Here is a 19,679-nt window from a genome sequence, read left to right as displayed (position 1 = left end):
CCCCACCCCGTCCTCCCCACCCCGTCCTCCCGACCCTTCCCCGCCGCGGCCGGTGATGTGTAGAGTGCCGACACTGCACGGATGCAGGACAGCGCGAGGGGGAACCATGCACGACACCACACGCGACCGACTGACGGCACTCGCCGCGGTCATCGCCGCACTCGTCCCGGCGCTCGCCGTCGTCGCCAGCTGGCTGCAACTCGCCCTCGCCTGGCCGGAGCAGTACGCGGTCGGCTTCCGCGCCGTCATGGGCATCGGCCTCGTCGCGGCGATCGTGGTGACGGTCCGGGCGCTCCGCAGTCGTGACCACGTCCTGCTCGCCTTCGCCCTGGCCGTGCTGGCCTACGCGCTCGCCGGACTCGTGCCCAGTGCCGTGTGGGCGGTCGGAACCGTGCTGTTCATCGCGGCCCGAGTGCTGCTGTTCGTCTTCGGGGTGCTGCTCGTCCTGCGCACCAGGCCCAGCACCACAGCAGACACCACCGCCGGCGCTGCGAGCGGTCCGTTGCACCGCGTCGCTGCCTGGGCTGTGCTGGTCGGCGCCGCGGTGTGGCTCGCGTGGACGGTCGTCGAGCCGGTCCTGTTCGGGTTCTGGATGCCGCCGCAGGACGCGCTGACCACCCTGTTCGCGGTCCCGCTGACCGGACTGTTCGTCGCGTGCGTCGGTGCCGAGCTGGTGTTCGCGCCGCCGCTCCTCCGCCCGGTCGGCGACGGTGCCCGGCGGTTGTGGGAGACGGCCGACGTCCGCTGACGTCGACCGCCCGAGCCCCGGCCGCAGGGCTGCGTGTGCTGACGAGCGCAGTGATCAGACGAGCGCGGCCGCGACCTCGGGTGACTCCTCCGGCACGGACCACGGACGCTGCGTCATCCCGCTGTCGCCCCGGACGGACACGATCGCGCCGGAGTCGTCGCGCGTGAACACGATGTCCTCGTCGATCGACCCGAACCGGTTGCCGGACGCCATCCGCAGCGTGTCCGCGTCGACGACCTCCAGGCGGACGGGCGACTCGGTCGGCACCGGCTGCGTCGGGTCGATCGCCAGCAGCCGCTCCCCCACGCGGGCGATGTCGGTGATCCCCTCGAAGGTGGTGAAGCGCCCGGTGTAGCGGTCGGTGTCGACGTCAGCCGGCACCGGCGCCCCGGGGGCGTGCTCGTCGGCGGCGGCATCGAGCAGGTGGACGATGCCGTAGGCCAGCATCGTCGCGGGACCCGTGGCGCTGCTCGTCAGCACCGACACGACCAACGAGGACGCGGGGTCGAACACCGACTGCGTGATCTGCCCGGGGAACCCGCCGGAGTGGCCACGGACCTCCCGGCCGTTGATCCGGTCGACGACGAACCCGGCGCCGTAACCGCGGGCGGCGGGGTCGCTGTCGAGCGCGCTCCACGCCTTCCGCTGGGCCAGCCGCTCGGCATGGTCGGAGAGCAGCGTGCCGCGGCCGGGCACGTGTGCCGAGAAGTACCGGACCAGGTCCGAGGCGGTGCCGTGGAACCCGGTGGCCGCGGCGAGCGCCCCCGTCGTCACGTGCGGAACGCGCTGCCGGGTGCGGGCGGTGTGCAGGCCGGTGTAGCCGATGACGTACTCGTCCTCCCGCGCCGGGTCGAACTCGGCGCCGGTGCCGGTGAGCCCGAGCGGCTCGGTGATCGCCGTGCGGACGTGGTCGGCGTAGCGGGTGCCGGTGACCGCCTCGATGACGAGGCCGAGCAGGCCGTAGCCCAGGTTCGAGTAGTTGAAGGCCGACCCGACGGGCACCTTCGCGCCGCCCGCGACGACGAGCGCGACGAGTTCCGCGGCGTCCGGGAACGGGTGTGCCAGCGCCCAGTGGTCGCCGTCGGCGCCGTCGCGGACGACTCCGGCGCCCATCTCCATGAGCTCGCGGACGGTGGCGTCGGCGATCGGTGAACCGGCCTCGACCAGGGCGGGGACGAACGTGCCGACGGTGTCGTCGAGGCGCAGGGCGCCCTGGTCGGCGAGCTGGAGCAGCGCCGTCGCGGTGAACGTCTTCGAGTGCGAGGCGATCCGGAACAGGTCGGAGGTGGTCAGGCGACGCCCGGCCTCGACGTCCGCGTAACCGAAAGCGTCGGCGAACAGTTCCTGCCCCTCGAACCCGACGGCGACCTGCACGCCGGGCAACCGCAGCTGCCACACCTTGTAGGCGATCCACTCCCGGACGTAGGGCAGGACGGACTCGTAGGCAGCGCGCTTCTCCATGCCGACCAGCCTGGCATGTGCCACGCTCGTCGGATGCGGCACACACCATCCTTCCTGATGACCGAGGTCGACGAGGTCCGACGACTCGTCGACGGGAACCCCTGGGCGACGATCGTGTCGCACACGGCCACCGGGCTAGTGGCGTCGCACTACCCGTTCCTGCTCGAAGCGAGCGCTGACGACGAACTCGTCCTGGTGTCGCACGTCGGCCGTCCGGACGAGGTCGCGCACGAGCTCGGCCAGCACGAGGTCCTGGTCATCGTGCAGGGCCCACACGGCTACGTCTCCCCCGCCTGGTACCCGCCGGAGCAGTTCGTCCCGACCTGGAACCACACCACCGCGCATCTGTGGGGCACGCCGGAGATCCTGTCCGACGACGAGAACTTCCGCGTCCTCGGGGACCTCGTCGACCACTTCGAACGGGAGATGCCGTCCCCGGTGTCGCTCGACGTCGACCAGGACACCGCCCGCCGCATCGCCCGTGGCACCGTCGGCATCCGGCTGCGCGTCACCCGGTTCGACGCGCGCGCGAAGCTCAGTCAGAACAAGGCACCCGAGGTCGTCGACCGGGTGATCGAGGGTCTCCGCGCCGACGGGCCCTACGCGGCGCCGGCGCTGGCGGACGAGATGGAGCGCGTGCGCGCGCGTCGTGAGGACCTGGGCGACGCCGGACGGGAGGCACGATGACATCTGTCCTGCTCCGCACCGTCCGCCGTGTGGGCACGTCCGGCGCCCCCTCCGACGTCCTGGTCATCGACGGACGGGTCGCCGCGATCGGACCAGCCGGGACGATCGACGCGCCCTCCGGCAGCGAGGTCACCACCGAGGTCGTCGAGGCGGACGGCGCCTGGCTCGGACCGGGGCTCCGTGACCACCACGTGCACTTCGACCAGTGGGCACTCATGCGGCAGCGCATCGACGTGCAGGACTGCGCCTCCGCCGAGGAGACCGCCGACCGCCTCGCCGAGGCCGCCCGCACTGCGCTCCCGGACCGCGTCCTGGTCGGGCACGGCTACCGGGACGGACTCTGGCCGGCCCCGGCGCGACGCGAGTTGCTCGACCGAGCCGCCCCCGGCCTCCCGGTCGTCGTCGTGGCCGCGGACCTGCACGCCGTCTGGTGCAACACCCGCGCCCTCGCGCACTTCGCAGCTGCGCTCGGCCGTGCCCTGCCGGCGGGCGAGGACGGCGTCCTCCGCGAACAGGATGCCTTCGACGTCACCGGTGCGCTGTCCCGGGTGCCCGACGAACTGCTCGACGCCGCCGTCGAGGAAGCGGTCGACGCCGCTACCCGACGCGGGGTGACAGGCGTCGTCGACCTCGAGATGGTGTTCGGACTCGACCGATGGGCGCGCCGGATCGCCGCCGGCACGGGCGCCATCCGCGTGGCGTCCGGCGTCTACCCGGGCGAGCTCGACGGCGTGCTCGCCCGCGGCCTCCGCACCGGCGACGTCGTGGCGGGCACCCGCGGCCTGCTGACGATGGGGCCGTTCAAGGTGATCACCGACGGGTCCCTCGGCACCCGGACCGCCGCGACCTCGGACGGCGAAGGGCTGCTCACCTGGACGCCGGAGGACCTCGTCCCGGTCCTCCGCCGTGCCGTCGCCGCCGGACTCGTCCCCGCCGTCCACGCCATCGGCGACCGCGCCGTCACGCTGGCACTCGACGCGTTCGAGACCGTCGGCACCCGCGGCACCATCGAGCACGCCCAACTGCTGCAGCCCGACGACGTCCCACGGTTCGCGCGGCTCGGCGTCATCGCCTCCGTCCAGCCCGAGCACGCCATGGACGACCGCGACATCGCCGACCACCACTGGGCGGGCCGCACCGACCGGGCCTTCCCGTTCGCCGCACTCGAGCGAGCCGGAGCGCGAATGCAACTCGGATCGGACGCCCCCGTCGCGCCACTCGACCCGTGGGTGGCGCTGGCCGCCGCCGTCGGCCGGGACCGCGACGGACGGGATCCGTGGCACCCGGAGCAGCGGATGTCGGCACTCGCCGCGTGGCGGGGCAGCACCGACGGCCGCGTCGGCGTGGCCGTCGGCGACGTGGCCGACCTGGTCCTCGTGCCGTCCGACCCGCTCACCGCCTCGTCGGCCGCACTCCGCACCATGCCGGTCCTGGCCACCGCCGTCGCCGGCCGCTGGACCCACCGGGCTCTGTGAGGCCTCGGAACGCAACGGTCGCGCCGTCGCGGAAGGCAGTATCCCTGCGGAGCGCCACCACCGTTGCGTGTTGCGGGAAGGCTACTTCTGGTCCTTCGGGCACCAGTAGAGCTTCCGACCGGCCATGTCGGCGACGCGGATCTCCGTCCCGCAGACCCGGCACGGCTCCCCCGCGCGGTGGTACACCCAGTGCCGGTCGGCGCGGGAGCGCATCGCCTTCTCGTACTCCGCGTCGGTCAGGCCGTCCATCGTCATCATCTGGCCGATACGGACGCCGTCGTGCAGGAGCTTCGACCAGTCCTGCCACAGCGCCTTCGCCTGCTTGACGGTGATCTTCTTCCCGGGCTTGTACGGGTCGATCCGCTGCCGGAACAGCAGCTCCGCCCGGTACACGTTGCCGATGCCGCTCACCACGGACTGGTCCATCAACAGCTGCCCGATCGCCACGTTGCGCTTCCGGACGTTGTCCACGAACGCCTTCTCGGCCTCGGGCCCGTCGTCGTTCATCGGGTCCGGGCCGAGCTTGTCGAGCGCACGCTGCACGCCGGCCGGGTCCTCGACCACACACGCCGTCGGCCCGCGGAGGTCTGCCACGGCGGTCTCGGTGAGGATCCGCACCCGCACCTGGCCGACCGGGTCCGGCGGGAACGCCTCGATCGGGTCCTCGACCTTCTCCTGCTCGGCCATCCGGTAGCGGGAGCGTCGCGGGGCACCGATGGACCGGAGCGAGTCCTCGCCGGCATCGTCCGGGACATGGGCGTCGGTGCCGGTCGTGGTGGTCTCGTCGGCGTCACCCGTGTCGTCGGTGACCGTGCCGCGCTGGTTCGTCTGGCCGATCCGCCCGTTCGCGCTCCGCATCGTCGCGTCGGTCGAGATCTCACCCGCGAAGTCCCAAGCGCCGTACAGGCCCAGGTGGACGCGGAGGAACAGGTCGCCCTCGAACTCGAGGAACATCTGCTTCGCCACGGCTCGTGCGGCGATCATCCTCCGGCCGTCGAGCTGCGCGGCTCCGGCAGCGAACCGCCCCTGCGGGCTCGAGACCTCGCAGACCTGGCCGACGAAGTGCAGCTCGAACTGGCGGGCGATGCGGTGGACGGAGTGACCCTCGGGCATTGCTCTTGTCTACTCGGCCCTACTGGTCGATCTGCTTGCCGGCGATGTGCCCCGTGGTCTCGTACTCGGCGAGCTGGGCGATCCGACGGGCGTGACGCTCCTCACCGGAGAACGGCTCGGCGATGAACAGGTCGACGAAACGGATGGCTTCGTCCTCGGTGTGCTGACGGGCACCGATCGAGATGACGTTGGCGTCGTTGTGCTGGCGGGCGAGGACCGCGGTCGACTCGTTCCACACCAGCGCCGCCCGGATGCCCTCGACCTTGTTCGCGGCGATCTGCTCGCCGTTGCCCGAACCGCCGAAGACGACGCCGAGGGCCTGGACCCCCGCGCGCTGGTCCTGCACCACGGCGTGCGCCGCGTTGATGCAGAACGAGGGGTAGTCGTCCAGCGGCTCGTACTCGGTCGGACCGTGGTCCACGACCTCGTGGCCGGCTTCGGTCAGGTGCCTGGCGAGGGTCTTGTTGAACTCGAGGCCGGCGTGGTCCGTTCCGAGGTGGATGCGCATGGACCGATCCTATTCCTGCACCCGCAGCGGGCCTCCCGTCCGCTCCGGCTGGGAGGCGCGGTGCCGGACCCGGGGCGGGCCTCCCGTCAGCGCTGGCGAACCACCACGACGACGTACCGGCACGGCTCGGCGCCGGCGTTGCGGTAGACGACGTCGGCCGGTTCGCCGAGTTCGATCCGGTCCCCCGCACCGAGGCGCGTCGTGGTCGCACCCACCTGCAGTTCGAGGGCCCCGTCGACGACCCAGATGCAGTGCCGCAGGAAGGCGTACGCGCTGGCGGGGTAGGCGACCTCGCGGCCGGCGGGCAGGCGCACCTCGGTCACGTCGGCGGGGAAGTCAGCGCTCGACAGGGGGCGGCGGCGGTACCCGGTCTCCGGGTCGGTCCACGAGTCGGCCGAGGCGGCACGCTGCACCCCGCGGGCCTCGTCCGGATCGCTGGTCCGGGGCGCCTCGTGCTCGAGGGCCTCGTCGAGGAGCTGCGAGACGGTGAGCCCGAACGCGCCGGAGAGGCGGCCGAGGATCGTCGCGGTCGGGCTCGAGACACCCCGCTCGACGCGGTTGATCATGGCGCGGGAGACGCCGGACTCCTCGGCGAGTTCCGTGAGGCTCCAGCGGCGCTCGGTGCGGAGGCGCTGCAACCGCTCCCCCAGCCGGCGCTGGTCGGCGTCGTCCGGGTGATCGCTGTCCCCGCGCTCACTGTCCCCGCGCTCGCTGACCTTCCGCTCGTGGTCCGTCCGCTCCCGGTCTGGGGTTGCATCGGTGCCCTCGGGCTCGTCTACGATGTGAGACATGGCGACAGCATATGCGACGGATGCGGTTCGGGTCCGCGACTGCACTCCCGCGGACCTCGACGTCGTGCACGCACTCCACGTCGACGCGGTCCTGCACTCGACGGCGATCTGGCAAGAGGTCCCGCACCCCCGCGCCTGGTTCGACACGTGGCTGGCAGAGCGGCAGGGCGACGGCTGGCCCGTCCTGGTCGCCGAGGTCGACGGGGTCGTCGCCGGGTACGCGACCTACTCGCAGTGGCGGCCCCACCAGGGCTACCGGCTCACCGTCGAGCACAGCGTCTACGTCGTCGAGTCGTTCCGCGGGCGGGGTGTCGCCTCGACGCTCATGCGCGCCCTCGTCGCCCGCGCCACCGAGGAGGGACGGCACGTGATGATCGCCGGCATCTGCAGCACCAACACGGGTTCGATCGCGCTCCACGAGCGACTCGGGTTCGCGACGGTCGCGGTCGTCCCGGAGGTCGGCCGCAAGTTCGACCGATGGCTCGACCTGACGCTGATGCGGTTGCCGCTGGCCTGATCTGGCCTGGTCTCGGCCGTGCTGCACCCCCGCACGGACATCGCGGCCCGTCAGAACGGGGCGCAGTGCAAGCGGCGGTGCGCGGACCGGGAGGCCCGTGGCGGGGCCGACCCACGCCTCCCGTCCGCCCCGCACCACGCGAGCCCGCGGGACCGCGACGGCATCGGATGTGCTGGGCCCCCGCACCGACACCGCGCCCGTCAGGACGGGGCGCGGTGCACGCGGCCCGGCACGACCGTCGTGGTCGCGCCGGGGTCAGTCCTCGACCGTGTCGAAGACCGGACCGGTCGTGCGCGAGCGCTTGAGCTCGAAGAAGCCCGGGTAGCGGGCCGCGGCGACGACGCCGTCCCAGAGGTCGAGTGCCTGCTGGCCCTTCGGCGCCGGCGAGATGACCGGTCCGAAGAAGGCGACACCGTCGACGGCGATGACGGGCGTGCCGACGTCCTGGCCGACCCGCTCGATGCCGTCTCGGTGACTCTCACGCATCGCGACATCGGTCTCGTCGGTCCATGCGGCGTCGGCGAGGTCGGCCTCGAGGCCGAGCTGCTCGAGGACGGCCGGTACGACCTGCTGCGGGTCCTTCTGCTGGCGGTGGTGGATCTGCTCGCCGAGCGCGTCGTAGAGGCGCTTCACGACCTCCTGGCCGTGTCGGGCCTTCGCAGCCGTCACCAGGCGCGAGTACACCTGGTTCCGCTCCATCGCCTCGCGGTACTCCGCGGGCATGCCCTCGTTGTGCTCGTTGAGGACGAAGAGGCTCATCACGTTCCAGGTGACGTCGAGGTCGCGGTGCTGCTCGACCTCACCCACCCAGCGGCTCGTCATCCACGCCCAGGGGCAGGTCGGGTCGAACCAGAACTCCACAGCAGTCCGGGTCGCAGGGGTGTTCTCCACAGTGGTGTCAGTCACAGGTCGTGAGCGTACGCCCGCTCGCTAGGCTGGTCACGAGCCGTCCCGCCGGCGCACGACGCCGAGCGGGACCACCGACACGCGGACATCGATCGTCCGCGTCCGCAGCGAAGATGGAGCGTCCGTGCCCGGAGAGAACCTCACCAGAACCGAAGCCCAGGAACGTGCCGGCATCGTCAGTGTCCAGACGTACGACGTCGAACTCGACCTGACCCGCGGCGCCGAGAGCTTCGGCAGCACCACCCGTGTGCGCTTCACGGCCACGCCCGGCGCCAGCACGTTCATCGACGCCATCACGAAGACCGTGCACTCGGTCACCCTGAACGGCGTGGCGCTCGACGTCGCCGCCGTGAACGACGGCGTCCGCATCCAGCTCGCCGACCTGCAGGCGCAGAACGAGCTCGTCGTCGTCGCCGACGCGCTGTACACGAACACCGGGGAAGGCCTGCACCGCTTCGTGGACCCCGTCGACGACGAGGTCTACCTGTACTCGCAGTTCGAGGTCCCGGACAGCCGGCGCATGTTCGCCGTGTTCGAGCAGCCCGACCTCAAGGCTGAGTTCAGCTTCACCGTGACCGCACCGGCACGCTGGCAGGTCGTCTCGAACGCTCCCACGCCCGAGCCGCACGTCGACGGCGACCACGCCACGTGGACCTTCCCGCCCACGGCGAAGATCTCGAGCTACATCACCGCGCTCGTCGCCGGCCCGTACGAGGTCGTCCGCAGCGAGCTCACCAGCCGCGACGGCCGGACCATCCCGCTCGGGGTGTTCGCGCGGAAGTCGCTGGCCGAGTACCTCGACCCCGAGTACGTCTTCGACATCACCCGCAAGGGCTTCGCGTACTTCGAGGAGAAGTTCGACGTCGCCTACCCGTTCGAGAAGTACGACCAGCTCTTCGTGCCGGAGTTCAACGCCGGCGCGATGGAGAACGCGGGTGCCGTCACCTTCACCGAGACGTACGTGTTCCGCTCGAAGGTCACGGACGCCATCAAGGAGCGCCGGGTCGTCACGATCCTGCACGAACTCGCCCACATGTGGTTCGGCGACCTCGTCACCATGAAGTGGTGGAACGACCTGTGGCTCAACGAGTCGTTCGCCGAGTGGGCGTCGACCATCGCCACGGCCGAAGCCACCGAGTGGACCGAAGCGTGGACCACGTTCCAGGCGATGGAGAAGTCCTGGGCCTACCGCCAGGACCAGCTGCCCTCGACGCACCCGATCGTCGCGACGATCAACGACCTCGAAGACGTCCAGGTCAACTTCGACGGCATCACCTACGCGAAGGGTGGCTCGGTCCTCAAGCAGCTCGTCGCGTGGGTCGGTATCGATGCGTTCTTCGCGGGCGTCTCGGCCTACTTCAAGAAGCACCACCACTCCAACACCGAGCTGAAGGACCTGCTCGTCGAACTCGAGTCCACCAGCGGCCGTGACCTGTCCGAGTGGTCGAAGCTGTGGCTCGAGACCGCTGGCGTGAACACCCTCCGCCCGGAGATCCAGACCGACGCCGACGGTGTGATCACCTCGTTCGCCGTGCTGCAGGAAGCCCCGGCCGACCACCCGACGCTGCGACCGCACCGACTGGCGATCGGCGTCTACTCCTTCACGAACGACGCCTCGGCACCGTTCGGCGCCGACACCGCGTCGTCCGGCGGCAAGCTCGAGCGGGCCCACCGCGTCGAGATCGACGTCGACGGAGCCCGCACGGACGTGCCCGAACTCGTCGGCGTGCACCGCGGCGACCTCGTGTTGCTCAACGACGACGACCTGGCCTACGCCAAGATCCGTCTCGACGAGCAGTCCCGTCGCACTGCGATCGAGCACCTCGCCGCGATCGCGAACCCCCTCGCGCGTTCCATCGTCTGGGGTGCCGTCTGGGACGCCACACGCGACGCCGAGTCCCCCGCCAGCGACTACGTGTCGCTCGTGCTCGGCAACATCGCGACCGAGACCGAGTCCACGACGATCCGGACCACGCTGTCGCAGCTGTTGCTCACCGCGCGCAACTACGTCGCGCCGGCGAAGTCCGACAGCACCGTCCGTACCGTCGGTGACACCCTCTGGCAGCTCGCGTCGTCGGCCGAGTCCGGCTCCGACGCGCAGTTCCAGTTCGTGAAGTTCTTCGCGCAGATCCCCTCGACGCCCGAGCACGTGGCGACGCTCCAGGGGCTGCGTGACGGCTCGGTGACGCTGCAGGGGCTCGAGGTCGACACCGATCTCCGCTGGGAGCTGCTCGAGGGCCTCGTGCTCGCCGGCGCTGCGGGCAACGACGAGATCGACACCGAGCTCGCCGCCGACCGCACGGCCTCGGGTGAGCAGGCCGCCGCGCGTGCCCGGGCGACGATCCCCACGGCCGAGGGCAAGCTCGCCGCGTTCTCGTCGCTCGTCGACAGCGACGACGCGCCGAACGCGATCGTCCGTCAGACCACGATCGGGTTCCAGCACGTCAACTCCCCGGTCGTGCTCGAGGGCCTCGTGTCACGGTACTTCGACGTGATCACCCGCATCTGGGACGAGCGTAGCTACCACATCGCGGACACCGTCGTCACGGGGCTCTACCCCGCGCCGCTGGCGTCGACGGAGCTGCGCGACGCGGCCGTGGCGTGGCTCGAGGCACACCCGGAGACGCCGGCACTGCGCCGCATCGTCACCGAGAACCTCGCGGGCACCGAGCGGGCCCTCCGGGTCCAGGCAGCGGACGTCTGACCCTGATGTGACGAGCGGCGAGGCCTCGGCGTTCCTCCAGGGAGGCCGAGGCCTCGCCGCTTAGCATCGATCGGATCATGCTCTTGGCTGCAGACACCACCGACGTCTCGAAGTGGGCGTCGAACACGTTCACCCAGTTCGTCGACACCTGGCACGTCCCGATCACCATCGTCATCGTCCTGCTCGCGGCGGTGGTCCTCCGGCTCATCCTCCGCCGGACGATCAAGCAGGTCGTCGACCGCATCGTCAACGGCGTGAAGAAGCGGCAGGGTGCCGCGGACACGCAGGCGCTCGTCGCCTCACCGCTGCAGACGGCCCGGGTCGTCCAGCGCACCCGGACCCTCGGCAGCGTGCTCGAGAACCTGGCGACCGTCGTCGTCGCGGTCATCGCGTTCGCCATCATCATCTCGACGGTGTTCCCCACCGCCGCCGTCGGCATCGTCGGTGGCGCCTCGGTGGTCGCCGCCGGCCTGGCGGTCGGTGCCCAGAGCATCGTCCGCGACATCCTGTCCGGCATCTTCATGATCCTCGAGGACCAGGCCGGGGTGGGTGACGTCGTCGACACCGGGCAGGCGACCGGCGTCGTCGAGAGCGTCGGCCTACGCGTCATGCAGATCCGCGATGTCAACGGGATCCTCTGGTTCGTGCCGAACGGCCAGATCCTGCGCGTCGGCAACCTGTCCCAGGGGTGGTCCCGCGTCCTGGTGGACATCACCGTCCCCTACGACACCGACATCGACGCGGTGCAGGACGCCCTCCTGCACGCTGCCGTCACCATGTCGCAGGAGTCCCGGTGGCGTCAGCGCATCGTCGAGAAGCCCGAGATCTGGGGCCTGCAGTCGATCACGGACACCGGCATGGTGTTCCGCCTGGTCGTGAAGACCCGCGCCTCCGAGCTCGACGTCGTCGGCCGCGAGCTCCGCATCCGGCTCAAGCACAGCGTCGACGAACTCGGCGTCACCCTGCCCGCGATGGCGATGATCATGCCCGCCGGGTGGGAGAACGCCACCTCCGTGAACGGCCTGCGCCCGGTGCGGACCGCGCCGGTCCCGACACCCGCCCGGTCCCGCAGCGCACGACGGAACGTCTTCGGGCGGGCCATCCGCACCGGGGAAGAACCCAGCACCGACCACGAGGACTCGCCATGACCGGACCGTCCCTGCCGATCGTGCCACCGGCCGGAGCCGCTGGTCGGCCCGACAGCAGCGCCCCCGCAGACAGCAGCGGCCACGCCGACGGTGCCGGCGCGGTTCCGGCGCAGCCCGTCACGCTCCGTGTCGGACTCGGCGGCGCCGCGGCGAGCGGCTCGCTCTTCGACCGCATCGGCGGCGCCCCGACGTTCGACCGTCTGGTACGACGCTTCTACGAGGGAGTGCAGCACGACGAGGTCATCTGGCCGATGTACCCGGCCGACGACCTCGAGGGGGCGATCTGGCGGCTGTCGCAGTTCCTCCAGCAGTACTGGGGTGGACCGTCCATGTACAGCGAACAGCGCGGACACCCCCGCCTGCGGATGCGGCACAACCCGTTCCGCATCACGCCCGAGGCGCGCGAGCACTGGCTCCAGCACATGCACGACGCGGTGGAGTCGCTCGGACTCGCTCCGCTCGACGAGGCCGAGCTCTGGGGGTACCTGGACCGCGCGGCCCACGCGATGACGAACGCGTTCGACTGAGTCGGGGGGGACGTTCGGCATCGTCCGCCGTCCGGTCGCCCCCGCCCAGGCAGGTCAGTCGGGTGACCGCCGGGGTCGGGACTCGGGCCGGGATCGGGGTCGGGCCGGGATCGGGGCCAGGCGTCGCGTGTCGAGGCCGGCCGTCGGCGGTCGAGACCGGGCTAGGAGCTCAGCGTCCAGGCGCGCCGCTTGACGAGCACGTGCCCACGCGAGGTCGTGAGCCGACTCCACGGACCGGTCTCGAACAGGCGCACCGGTTCGGTGCCGAGGAACCCGAGGCTCTCGGCAGCGAATCCCGCGCCGGCAGGCAGGTGCTCGACGCCGGTGATCGGCCGACCCCACACCTCGGAGCGGACGCGTCGGACGATCGACTCCCCCGAGCTCGCCGGCACGGCAGCCGCGACCTCGTCGATCCCCTGCCGCGCCGCGCGGTGCAGGAGCTCCGCGGAGACGTCCGGCAGCGGGGCCCATCCACCGCGGGGCGGCGAGATCGCTGCCCACGTCACGGTGTGGACCTCGAGGGGCAACTCGACCTCGATCGGGGTGGCACGCGTCGGGTCGGCGCTGTCGGCCTGGTCGGCGTCCTGGGCCTCGGCGAGCAGCCGCAGGCGTTCCTGGAACGACCGCAGCGGCACGACGACGTCGATGTGCTCCGGCTGCGTCAGCGCGAAGGTCCGGAGGCCGAGGACGGTCGGCAGCTCGTCGAGCAGACCGAGCGGGTAGAGGATGGCGGTGTAGACCGCCAGGACGCCCGAGTCGGCGATGAGTCGGACCGACCCGTCCTCGATGCGAGCGGCCCGCCCGAGGTAGGTGCGGAGGTCACCGAGCGAGGCGGCGTCGGGAAGGGTGAACGAGCTGCTCATGTCGCCTCCGATCCTAGCCGCGACCGTCCGGAGACCCGCTGGTCGACCTCTCGGCGTCCTCTCGGCGTCCTTTTGGCACTCTCCGGGTTCGAGTGCTAAAACCGGATGCAGTTGAGTCACAGCGACTCAACCGACAACCATCCAGTGAAGGAGTTGATGTCAGATGGCCATGAACTTCGACCCGTTCCGCGAGCTCGACCGTCTCGCCGGGTCCCTCCTCGCCGGAGCAGGAGCGGGCCCACGCTCGATGCCGATGGACCTCTACCGCGCCGGTGACCACTACGTCATGGACGTGGACCTGCCCGGCGTCGATCCGGGCTCGGTCGACATCGACGTCGACGGTTCCGTGCTGACCATCCGGGCTGAACGGACCCTCGGCGCCCCCGACGGTGCACAGTGGCTCACGCGGGAGCGGCAGCCCGGTTCGTTCGTCCGGCAGCTCACGCTCGGCGACGGCCTGGACGTCGAACGGATCGCCGCGCACTACGACAACGGCGTGCTCAGCGTGACGATCCCCGTCCAGGAGTCGTCGAAGCCGCGCAAGATCGCCATCAGCACGGGTGACAGCACCGGGGCACTCGCCGTCGAACGCGCCGCGTCGAGCAGCTGACGCACCAGCCAGTCAACCGTGGGGTCGGTCCCATGCGGACCAACCCCACGGTCGACTCCCCGACACCCCTCACCCCGCGCTCGCCTGTCGATCCCCCACACGCCCATGCCACATCTGTTCAACGCCCTGTCGTCCGTCCTCGTCGTCGCCGGCCTGTTCGCCGCCCAGAGCCTCCGCCCAGGTCTCGGTCTGCTGCTCTCGCTGGCGGGATCGGTGATCGCCAACCAGCTCGTGTGGATCATCTCGCCGACAGCCTGGTCACACCTCGTCACTCCCTGGCTGGCCAGCGCCAGCGGGACGCTCGTCGCCGTGATCGTATGGAGCGTGCTGAGGACATCCCCGCGCGTCCTCGACCTGCTCGGCGCGACTGCGACCGGAAGCGACTGAGGACACCCCGGTCAGGACCCCTGGACAGCACCTCTGGCACGCGCATGCAGTCTTCGTAGACTGATGGCGTGATCCGCGAACCCGACTTCCTCTCCACGCTGCGTCTCGAGGACACCGGAGCGAGCACCAGGGAGACGATCCTCACCGGAGCGAGTCACTGGTCGCCGGGCGGCCGGATCTTCGGAGGGCAGGTCCTGGCGCAGTGCATCGTCGCCGCGCAGGCCACCATCGAGGGCCGGGACATCCACTCCGTCCACGGCTACTTCCTCCGGCCGGGAGCGATCGACGTCCCGATCACGTTCGGCGTGGAGCGGATCCACGACGGCCGATCGTTCGCCACCCGCCGGGTCCAGGCGTACCAGAACGGCACGCCGATCTTCTCGATGATCGCGTCGTTCCAGACGCCGGACGCCGGAGCCGAACACCAGGACCCGATGCCCCTCGACGTCCCCACGCCGGAGTCCCTGCCCTCCGCAGCCTCCGTGCTGGCGGGCATCGACCACCCGACCGCACAGGCGTGGGCGGAACGATCGATCGACATGCGACACGTCGACGGTCCGGTCTACGTGGACGTACAGGGCGCGCAGGTCGCACACCAGGCGGTCTGGTTCCGCGTCGAGCGTGACATGCCGGACGACCCCGCCCTGCACCGTGCCGTCCTCGCCTACGCGAGCGACCTGTCCCTCCTCGAACCGATCATGCGTCGGCACGGCATGGCCTGGGGCACGCCCGGCGTGAAGCTGGCGAGCCTCGACCACGCCATGTGGTGGCACCGTGACGGTCGCGCCGACGAGTGGGTGCTGTACGCGCAGGAGTCGCCGAGCGCCCAGGGTGGCCGGGGCCTCGCGCTGGGCCGGATGTTCTCCCACGACGGCCGCCTGCTGGCCACCGTCGCCCAGGAGGGCATGATGCGCGTTCCGACCGCCTGACGGAGTGTCGAGCTGACGCTGTGACGCTGTGCCGCAGTGTCAACCTGCGCGCGGACTGGCGTGTCCGGCGGCCCGACGCACTGACGAGCTGACGTGTCCGACGGGCCGAGAACTCGAGAGCCCGAAGAGCCTACCGCCGGCTACACGATCGAGGGATCGTCAGGGTCGCGAGAACGTCACCGGCGGTTCGACGTACTGCTGGCAAGCGGCCCGCTCGACGTCGGTGAGGCGTCGTGGGCGGTTCGTCTCCGCGTCGACGAGCACCAGCGTGGTCGTAGCCCGCGTGTAGAGCTCGGCGGGATCGTGCCCGATCGGCGACCACACCTCGTACGAGATGTCGAGGCTGGCCCCACCCATCCGCCCGATCCAGAGCTGGATGTCGAGCGGCCGACGGAAGTACGGCGTCGATGCGAGGTACTCGAGGCGCTGCGCCGCGATCACCGTCATCGTCCCCGAACCCGGGCGGCCGTCGATCACCGGCTCGGGCGCGGACCCCGACTCATCGATCTCGTCGGGGTCCGGCGCCCAGAACGCCAGCACGCGTGCTTCTTCGAGCAGCCGGAGCATCGCGGAGTTGTTCACGTGCCCGTAGGCGTCGATGTCACTCCACCGGATGCGGATCGGAGCGTGCAGGCGTGCCACCGGGACTAGTCCCGGGTGAGCTTGCGGTACGTCGCGCGGCCGGGCTTCGCAGCGTCGGCTCCGAGGCGCTCGATCTTGTTCTCTTCGTACGCCTCGAAGTTGCCCTCGAACCAGTACCAGATCGGCGTGCCGTCCTCGTTCAGGCCTTCCCAGGCGAGGATGTGCGTCGCGATGCGGTCGAGGAACCACCGGTCGTGGGTGATGACCACGGCGCAACCGGGGTACTCGAGCAGCGCGTTCTCGAGGCTGCCCAGCGTCTCGACGTCCAGGTCGTTCGTCGGCTCGTCGAGGAGCAGCAGGTTGCCGCCCTGCTTGAGCGTCAGCGCCAGGTTCAGACGGTTGCGCTCACCACCGGACAGGATGCCGGCACGCTTCTGCTGGTCCGGGCCCTTGAACCCGAACTGCGACACGTACGCACGAGACGGGATCTCGGTCTTGCCGACCTGGATGTAGTCGAGTCCGTCGGACACGACCTCCCACAGGTTCTTGTTCGGGTCGATGCCACCACGGCTCTGGTCGACGTACGAGATGTCGACGGTGTCGCCGATCTTCAGCGTGCCACCATCGAGCGGCTCGAGGCCGACGATCGTCTTGAAGAGCGTGGTCTTGCCGACACCGTTCGGGCCGATGACGCCGACGATGCCGTTGCGGGGCAGCGTGAACGACAGGTCGCCGATGATGACGCGCTCGCCGAACTGCTTGTGCAGCTTCTCGGCGTCGATGACCTGCGAGCCCAGACGCGGTCCGACGGGGATGACGATCTCCTCGAAGTCGAGCTTGCGCGTGCGCTCGGCCTCCGTGACCATCTCCTCGTAGCGCGCCAGACGCGCCTTTGACTTGGCCTGGCGCCCCTTCGTGTTGCTGCGGACCCAGTCGAGCTCGGACGTCAGTCGCTTGGCGAGCTTGGCGTCCTTCTTGCCCTGGACCTCGAGGCGGGCGCGCTTCTTCTCGAGGTAGGTCGAGTAGTTGCCCTCGTACGGGTAGAGGCGACCGCGGTCGACCTCGGCGATCCACTGGGCGACGTGGTCGAGGAAGTACCGGTCGTGGGTCACGGCCAGGACGGCACCGTGGTACTGCTGCAGGTGCTGCTCGAGCCACTGCACGCTCTCGGCGTCCAGGTGGTTGGTGGGCTCGTCGAGGAGCAGCAGGTCCGGCTTCTGGAGCAGGAGCTTGCACAGTGCCACGCGACGCTTCTCACCACCGGAGAGGTGCGTGACGAGCTCGTCCCCGGGCGGGCACTGGAGGGCGGCCATGGCCTGCTCGAGCTGCGAGTCGAGGTCCCACGCGTCAGCCGCGTCGATCTCTTCCTGCAGGGTGCCCATCTCGGCCAGGAGCGCGTCGAAGTCGGCATCCGGCTCCGCCATCAGCGCGGAGATCTCGTTGAAGCGCGCGAGCTTCCCGTGGATCTCGCCGACGCCTTCCTGGACGTTCTCGAGGACCGTCTTGGTCTCGTCGAGCTCCGGCTCCTGCATGAGGATGCCGACGGTGAAGCCCGGGGTCAGCTTCGCCTCGCCGTTCGAGGGCTGGTCGAGCCCCGCCATGATCTTCAGGATCGTCGACTTGCCCGCACCGTTCGGCCCGACGACGCCGATCTTGGCGCCGGGCAGGAACGACATCGTGACGTCGTCGAGAATCAGCTTGTCACCGACCGCCTTGCGGGCGCGGACCATCTGGTAGATGTACTCAGCCATATTGCTCCAAGTGTAGTGATGACACCGGTCACTCGTGGGCTCGGGTGCCGAGATCAGGCCGCATCGAGCCCGACCGGGTGGTCCGGCGGCTCGTCGGCGGGGGTCAGCATCGCGGCGAGGGAGTCGTCGGCGCCCTGGCGCTCGTCGGGGTGGGTGTCGTCCGGCACTGCCTCGACGGGTGGGTGCGCAGCGTCCGGGATGTCTTCGTGGACCTCGCCGGTGTCGTGGTCGACGCGTGGCGAGGAGCCGGGGGCGGCGGTCGCCTCGGTGACGTGGCGCGGCAGTCGCATCCAGTTGCTGATCCCCCAGGCGAGGTCGTGGCCGATCCCCTCGGCGTCGATCTCCACGCTCGTCCCGCCACGGCCGTCGCGCTCCCAGTTGCGGATGCGCACGCGTCCGGTGACGACCACCCGGTCCCCCTTGCTGAGCGATCGGTTGACGTTGGCGGCGAGGGAACGGAAAGCGGTGACGGTGTACCAGTTGGTCGGACCGTTGCCCCAGGTCGAGGTCTGGCGGTCCCAGCGGCGGGACGGTGAGGCGAGCCGGAGGCTCGTGATGGCGATGCCCGTCTCGGTGACGAGGTGGCGGGGTTCGGTGGCGACGATGCCGCAGACCGTGATCGTGTCGTTCATGGCTCGATCGTCGGACAGCGCGAGCCCCCGCCCGCTCGTGGCGCCGAGGATGTGGAGAGGAGGCGCCGATCACGCTCCCTGTGCAGGAAGGTGATCGGAGCCTCCCGTCCCGATCAGTGTGCGCGGAACTCGGGCCGGTCCGCGAGCGGACCCATCGCCTTGTGCACCGCGCCCTTGGCGGACTGGAGCGACGGGTACGTCCCGCCCGGGCCACGTCGCCCGTACAGCTCCACACGGAACCCGTCGGCATCGCGGTGGATGGTGCCCACCGCTCCTGCCGGTCCGACGGCGACCCAGGTCCCCGTCGTCGCGTCCGCGTTCTGCAGCGTGTCGTTCGTCATCGTGCGACCACCTCCTCGTGGCCCCGACGCCCCGTCGTTCAGGACGCCAGGATGTACTGACTGTATGCCTTGCGGACCTTGTTGACCTTGGGCAGTGCGACGGCGAGGCAGTAGCCCTGCCCCGGGTTCTTCGCGAAGAAGTCCTGGTGGTACTCCTCCGCGCGGTGGAACTCGCCGAGCGGCTCGATGCTGGTGACGATCCCGCCGTCCCAGATGTCCGAGGCCCGCCTGATCGCCTGCTCGAACAGCGCACGCTGCTCGCCGTCCGCGGGGAACATGGCCGACCGGTACTGGGTACCGACGTCGGCACCCTGACGGTTCAGCTGGCGCGGGTCGTGGAGGGTGAAGAACACGTCGAGGACGACCTGCGCCGGCAGGACGGTCTCGTCGAAGGTGACGGCGACGGCCTCGGCATGGCCGGTCGTGCCGGTGCACACCTGCTCGTACGTCGGGTGCGGGTCACTCCCGCCGATGTAGCCGGACACGACGTCCTGCACGCCCTGCAGCGTGCGGTACACCGCGTCGAGGCACCAGAAACATCCACCTGCGAGCACGAACGTGGTCATGGTCAGGACCTGCCTTCCGAGGCTCGGGAGAGCCGTTGAGGGAACGTTCCTCCACAACGCCGGGAGGCCCGTGCGTGTTCCCCGGGTCGGGCTGCGGCCGGCCGCGGTGTCGGTGGCCGAACGTACATTCGAGTCACACCCGCCGACCAGGAGGCCCACATGCAGACGACGACGGACGCCCGGCTCAGCATCCACTCGCCTCGACCGGTCGCGCGCTCCCGCGGCGATCTCCGGATCCTGGACGTACGCGACGACCTGAGCCGTGTCACGCGGGCGAACGGTGAGATCGTCGGGTACGTGGACCGGGTCGACGTCGCCGGGGACACCGCGTACCGCGCCCGTCGCTACATCGCGGCCGAACGCCGGTTCGTCGAACTCCCCAACGTCTGGGACGCGGACGACGCCGTCGACACCCTGCGCTGGTGATGATGTT

At 70.5% G+C, this 19,679-nt stretch carries 22 protein-coding genes; 11 read left to right on the top strand and 11 right to left on the bottom strand.

Annotated features, from left to right (window positions below; translation table 11 throughout):
- The first annotated feature begins 106 nt into the window (after positions 1 to 106).
- Positions 107 to 748, top strand: coding sequence for a hypothetical protein (locus tag DEJ25_RS15790; RefSeq protein WP_110905029.1), 642 nt, complete (start codon positions 107 to 109; stop codon positions 746 to 748).
- Positions 749 to 802: 54 nt separating this feature from the next.
- Here the strand turns inward: DEJ25_RS15790 and DEJ25_RS15785 are convergent, their stop codons facing one another.
- Entirely contained in the window at positions 803 to 2,209 is a 1,407-nt protein-coding gene (locus DEJ25_RS15785; RefSeq protein WP_111045277.1) for a serine hydrolase, read from the bottom strand.
- Between the two features lie 33 nt (positions 2,210 to 2,242).
- On the opposite strand from DEJ25_RS15785, the gene DEJ25_RS15780 reads away from it, so the two are divergent.
- Positions 2,243 to 2,896, top strand: coding sequence for an FMN-binding negative transcriptional regulator (locus tag DEJ25_RS15780; RefSeq protein ID WP_111045276.1), 654 nt, complete (start codon positions 2,243 to 2,245; stop codon positions 2,894 to 2,896).
- On the top strand, positions 2,893 to 4,371 hold the full coding sequence (locus DEJ25_RS15775) for an amidohydrolase (RefSeq protein WP_111045275.1): 1,479 nt from the start codon (positions 2,893 to 2,895) through the stop codon (positions 4,369 to 4,371). Before DEJ25_RS15780 ends, DEJ25_RS15775 begins: the two co-directional genes overlap by 4 nt.
- A gap of 81 nt (positions 4,372 to 4,452) precedes the next feature.
- Here the strand turns inward: DEJ25_RS15775 and DEJ25_RS15770 are convergent, their stop codons facing one another.
- The 3 genes from DEJ25_RS15770 to DEJ25_RS15760 all read right to left on the bottom strand — a co-directional run bounded on the left by DEJ25_RS15770 (position 4,453) and on the right by DEJ25_RS15760 (position 6,783).
- Positions 4,453 to 5,484: an Fpg/Nei family DNA glycosylase gene (locus DEJ25_RS15770; RefSeq protein ID WP_110905032.1), complete on the bottom strand. Its 1,032-nt coding sequence runs from the start codon at positions 5,482 to 5,484 to the stop codon at positions 4,453 to 4,455.
- Positions 5,485 to 5,503: 19 nt separating this feature from the next.
- Entirely contained in the window at positions 5,504 to 5,992 is a 489-nt protein-coding gene (locus DEJ25_RS15765; RefSeq protein WP_110905033.1) for a ribose-5-phosphate isomerase, read from the bottom strand.
- A gap of 86 nt (positions 5,993 to 6,078) precedes the next feature.
- Positions 6,079 to 6,783, bottom strand: a complete 705-nt coding sequence (locus DEJ25_RS15760; protein ID WP_111045274.1) for an XRE family transcriptional regulator — start codon at positions 6,781 to 6,783, stop codon at positions 6,079 to 6,081.
- Here DEJ25_RS15760 and DEJ25_RS15755 point away from each other — a divergent pair.
- Positions 6,782 to 7,300 (top strand): GNAT family N-acetyltransferase, encoded by a 519-nt coding sequence (locus DEJ25_RS15755; protein ID WP_110905035.1) that lies wholly within the window; start codon positions 6,782 to 6,784, stop codon positions 7,298 to 7,300. The two genes, DEJ25_RS15760 and DEJ25_RS15755, sit on opposite strands and share 2 nt — an antisense overlap.
- Before the next feature lie 255 nt (positions 7,301 to 7,555).
- Here DEJ25_RS15755 and DEJ25_RS15750 read toward each other — a convergent pair whose 3' ends face one another.
- A complete protein-coding gene (locus tag DEJ25_RS15750; protein WP_258366113.1) occupies positions 7,556 to 8,206 on the bottom strand; it encodes a DsbA family protein in 651 nt (216 codons plus the stop codon).
- Between the two features lie 124 nt (positions 8,207 to 8,330).
- On the opposite strand from DEJ25_RS15750, the gene pepN reads away from it, so the two are divergent.
- The 3 genes from pepN to DEJ25_RS15735 all read left to right on the top strand — a co-directional run bounded on the left by pepN (position 8,331) and on the right by DEJ25_RS15735 (position 12,585).
- Positions 8,331 to 10,910 carry an aminopeptidase N gene (gene pepN, locus DEJ25_RS15745; protein WP_111045273.1) on the top strand — a complete coding sequence of 860 codons (2,580 nt, stop codon included), beginning with the start codon at positions 8,331 to 8,333 and terminating at the stop codon, positions 10,908 to 10,910.
- A gap of 77 nt (positions 10,911 to 10,987) precedes the next feature.
- Positions 10,988 to 12,058, top strand: a complete 1,071-nt coding sequence (locus DEJ25_RS15740; protein ID WP_258366114.1) for a mechanosensitive ion channel family protein — start codon at positions 10,988 to 10,990, stop codon at positions 12,056 to 12,058.
- Positions 12,055 to 12,585, top strand: coding sequence for a globin (locus DEJ25_RS15735; protein WP_111045272.1), 531 nt, complete (start codon positions 12,055 to 12,057; stop codon positions 12,583 to 12,585). The genes DEJ25_RS15740 and DEJ25_RS15735 overlap by 4 nt, the downstream gene beginning before the upstream one ends.
- A 161-nt stretch (positions 12,586 to 12,746) precedes the next feature.
- On the opposite strand, the gene DEJ25_RS15730 is transcribed toward DEJ25_RS15735, so the two are convergent.
- A complete protein-coding gene (locus DEJ25_RS15730; RefSeq protein WP_110905039.1) occupies positions 12,747 to 13,448 on the bottom strand; it encodes a hypothetical protein in 702 nt (233 codons plus the stop codon).
- A gap of 163 nt (positions 13,449 to 13,611) precedes the next feature.
- Between DEJ25_RS15730 and DEJ25_RS15725 the strand changes: the two genes are divergently transcribed.
- The 3 genes from DEJ25_RS15725 to DEJ25_RS15715 all read left to right on the top strand — a co-directional run bounded on the left by DEJ25_RS15725 (position 13,612) and on the right by DEJ25_RS15715 (position 15,374).
- The gene (locus tag DEJ25_RS15725) at positions 13,612 to 14,058 is read left to right on the top strand and encodes an Hsp20/alpha crystallin family protein (protein WP_110905040.1); all 447 of its coding nucleotides are present in this window, start codon (positions 13,612 to 13,614) and stop codon (positions 14,056 to 14,058) included.
- A gap of 105 nt (positions 14,059 to 14,163) precedes the next feature.
- Positions 14,164 to 14,445: a hypothetical protein gene (locus DEJ25_RS15720; protein WP_110905041.1), complete on the top strand. Its 282-nt coding sequence runs from the start codon at positions 14,164 to 14,166 to the stop codon at positions 14,443 to 14,445.
- Positions 14,446 to 14,516: 71 nt separating this feature from the next.
- A complete protein-coding gene (locus DEJ25_RS15715; RefSeq protein ID WP_375334569.1) occupies positions 14,517 to 15,374 on the top strand; it encodes an acyl-CoA thioesterase in 858 nt (285 codons plus the stop codon).
- 159 nt (positions 15,375 to 15,533) lie between these two features.
- On the opposite strand, the gene DEJ25_RS15710 is transcribed toward DEJ25_RS15715, so the two are convergent.
- The 5 genes from DEJ25_RS15710 to msrA form a co-directional block, all read right to left on the bottom strand.
- Positions 15,534 to 16,016, bottom strand: a complete 483-nt coding sequence (locus DEJ25_RS15710) for a thioesterase family protein (protein ID WP_110905043.1) — start codon at positions 16,014 to 16,016, stop codon at positions 15,534 to 15,536.
- Positions 16,017 to 16,021: 5 nt separating this feature from the next.
- Positions 16,022 to 17,707, bottom strand: coding sequence for an energy-dependent translational throttle protein EttA (ettA, locus tag DEJ25_RS15705; protein WP_110905044.1), 1,686 nt, complete (start codon positions 17,705 to 17,707; stop codon positions 16,022 to 16,024).
- 53 nt (positions 17,708 to 17,760) lie between these two features.
- Positions 17,761 to 18,339: a single-stranded DNA-binding protein gene (locus tag DEJ25_RS15700; RefSeq protein ID WP_111045270.1), complete on the bottom strand. Its 579-nt coding sequence runs from the start codon at positions 18,337 to 18,339 to the stop codon at positions 17,761 to 17,763.
- Between the two features lie 113 nt (positions 18,340 to 18,452).
- Positions 18,453 to 18,680 carry a methyltransferase gene (locus tag DEJ25_RS15695; protein ID WP_110905046.1) on the bottom strand — a complete coding sequence of 76 codons (228 nt, stop codon included), beginning with the start codon at positions 18,678 to 18,680 and terminating at the stop codon, positions 18,453 to 18,455.
- Positions 18,681 to 18,718: 38 nt separating this feature from the next.
- The gene (msrA, locus tag DEJ25_RS15690; protein ID WP_110905047.1) at positions 18,719 to 19,246 is read right to left on the bottom strand and encodes a peptide-methionine (S)-S-oxide reductase MsrA; all 528 of its coding nucleotides are present in this window, start codon (positions 19,244 to 19,246) and stop codon (positions 18,719 to 18,721) included.
- A gap of 159 nt (positions 19,247 to 19,405) precedes the next feature.
- On the opposite strand from msrA, the gene DEJ25_RS15685 reads away from it, so the two are divergent.
- Positions 19,406 to 19,672: a hypothetical protein gene (locus DEJ25_RS15685; protein WP_110905048.1), complete on the top strand. Its 267-nt coding sequence runs from the start codon at positions 19,406 to 19,408 to the stop codon at positions 19,670 to 19,672.
- The last annotated feature ends 7 nt before the right edge of the window (positions 19,673 to 19,679 follow it).

The sequence above is a fragment of the Curtobacterium sp. MCPF17_011 genome (assembly GCF_003234145.1).
Classification (GTDB): Bacteria; Actinomycetota; Actinomycetes; order Actinomycetales; family Microbacteriaceae; genus Curtobacterium.
Note: the sequence above shows the minus strand (reverse complement) of the source record. Positions and strands in the feature narration are given on the sequence as shown.

What these genes read in the sequence shown, in the direction of transcription:
- DEJ25_RS15790 (WP_110905029.1), top strand. Translation starts at nt 107, where the DNA reads ATGCACGACACCACACGCGACCGACTGACGGCACTCGCCGCGGTCATC.
- DEJ25_RS15785 (WP_111045277.1), bottom strand. Translation starts at nt 2,209, where the DNA reads ATGGAGAAGCGCGCTGCCTACGAGTCCGTCCTGCCCTACGTCCGGGAG.
- DEJ25_RS15780 (WP_111045276.1), top strand. Translation starts at nt 2,243, where the DNA reads ATGCGGCACACACCATCCTTCCTGATGACCGAGGTCGACGAGGTCCGA.
- DEJ25_RS15775 (WP_111045275.1), top strand. Translation starts at nt 2,893, where the DNA reads ATGACATCTGTCCTGCTCCGCACCGTCCGCCGTGTGGGCACGTCCGGC.
- DEJ25_RS15770 (WP_110905032.1), bottom strand. Translation starts at nt 5,484, where the DNA reads ATGCCCGAGGGTCACTCCGTCCACCGCATCGCCCGCCAGTTCGAGCTG.
- DEJ25_RS15765 (WP_110905033.1), bottom strand. Translation starts at nt 5,992, where the DNA reads ATGCGCATCCACCTCGGAACGGACCACGCCGGCCTCGAGTTCAACAAG.
- DEJ25_RS15755 (WP_110905035.1), top strand. Translation starts at nt 6,782, where the DNA reads ATGGCGACAGCATATGCGACGGATGCGGTTCGGGTCCGCGACTGCACT.
- DEJ25_RS15760 (WP_111045274.1), bottom strand. Translation starts at nt 6,783, where the DNA reads ATGTCTCACATCGTAGACGAGCCCGAGGGCACCGATGCAACCCCAGAC.
- DEJ25_RS15740 (WP_258366114.1), top strand. Translation starts at nt 10,988, where the DNA reads ATGCTCTTGGCTGCAGACACCACCGACGTCTCGAAGTGGGCGTCGAAC.
- DEJ25_RS15735 (WP_111045272.1), top strand. Translation starts at nt 12,055, where the DNA reads ATGACCGGACCGTCCCTGCCGATCGTGCCACCGGCCGGAGCCGCTGGT.
- DEJ25_RS15730 (WP_110905039.1), bottom strand. Translation starts at nt 13,448, where the DNA reads ATGAGCAGCTCGTTCACCCTTCCCGACGCCGCCTCGCTCGGTGACCTC.
- DEJ25_RS15725 (WP_110905040.1), top strand. Translation starts at nt 13,612, where the DNA reads ATGGCCATGAACTTCGACCCGTTCCGCGAGCTCGACCGTCTCGCCGGG.
- DEJ25_RS15720 (WP_110905041.1), top strand. Translation starts at nt 14,164, where the DNA reads ATGCCACATCTGTTCAACGCCCTGTCGTCCGTCCTCGTCGTCGCCGGC.
- ettA (WP_110905044.1), bottom strand. Translation starts at nt 17,707, where the DNA reads ATGGCTGAGTACATCTACCAGATGGTCCGCGCCCGCAAGGCGGTCGGT.
- DEJ25_RS15700 (WP_111045270.1), bottom strand. Translation starts at nt 18,339, where the DNA reads ATGAACGACACGATCACGGTCTGCGGCATCGTCGCCACCGAACCCCGC.
- DEJ25_RS15695 (WP_110905046.1), bottom strand. Translation starts at nt 18,680, where the DNA reads ATGACGAACGACACGCTGCAGAACGCGGACGCGACGACGGGGACCTGG.
- msrA (WP_110905047.1), bottom strand. Translation starts at nt 19,246, where the DNA reads ATGACCACGTTCGTGCTCGCAGGTGGATGTTTCTGGTGCCTCGACGCG.
- DEJ25_RS15685 (WP_110905048.1), top strand. Translation starts at nt 19,406, where the DNA reads ATGCAGACGACGACGGACGCCCGGCTCAGCATCCACTCGCCTCGACCG.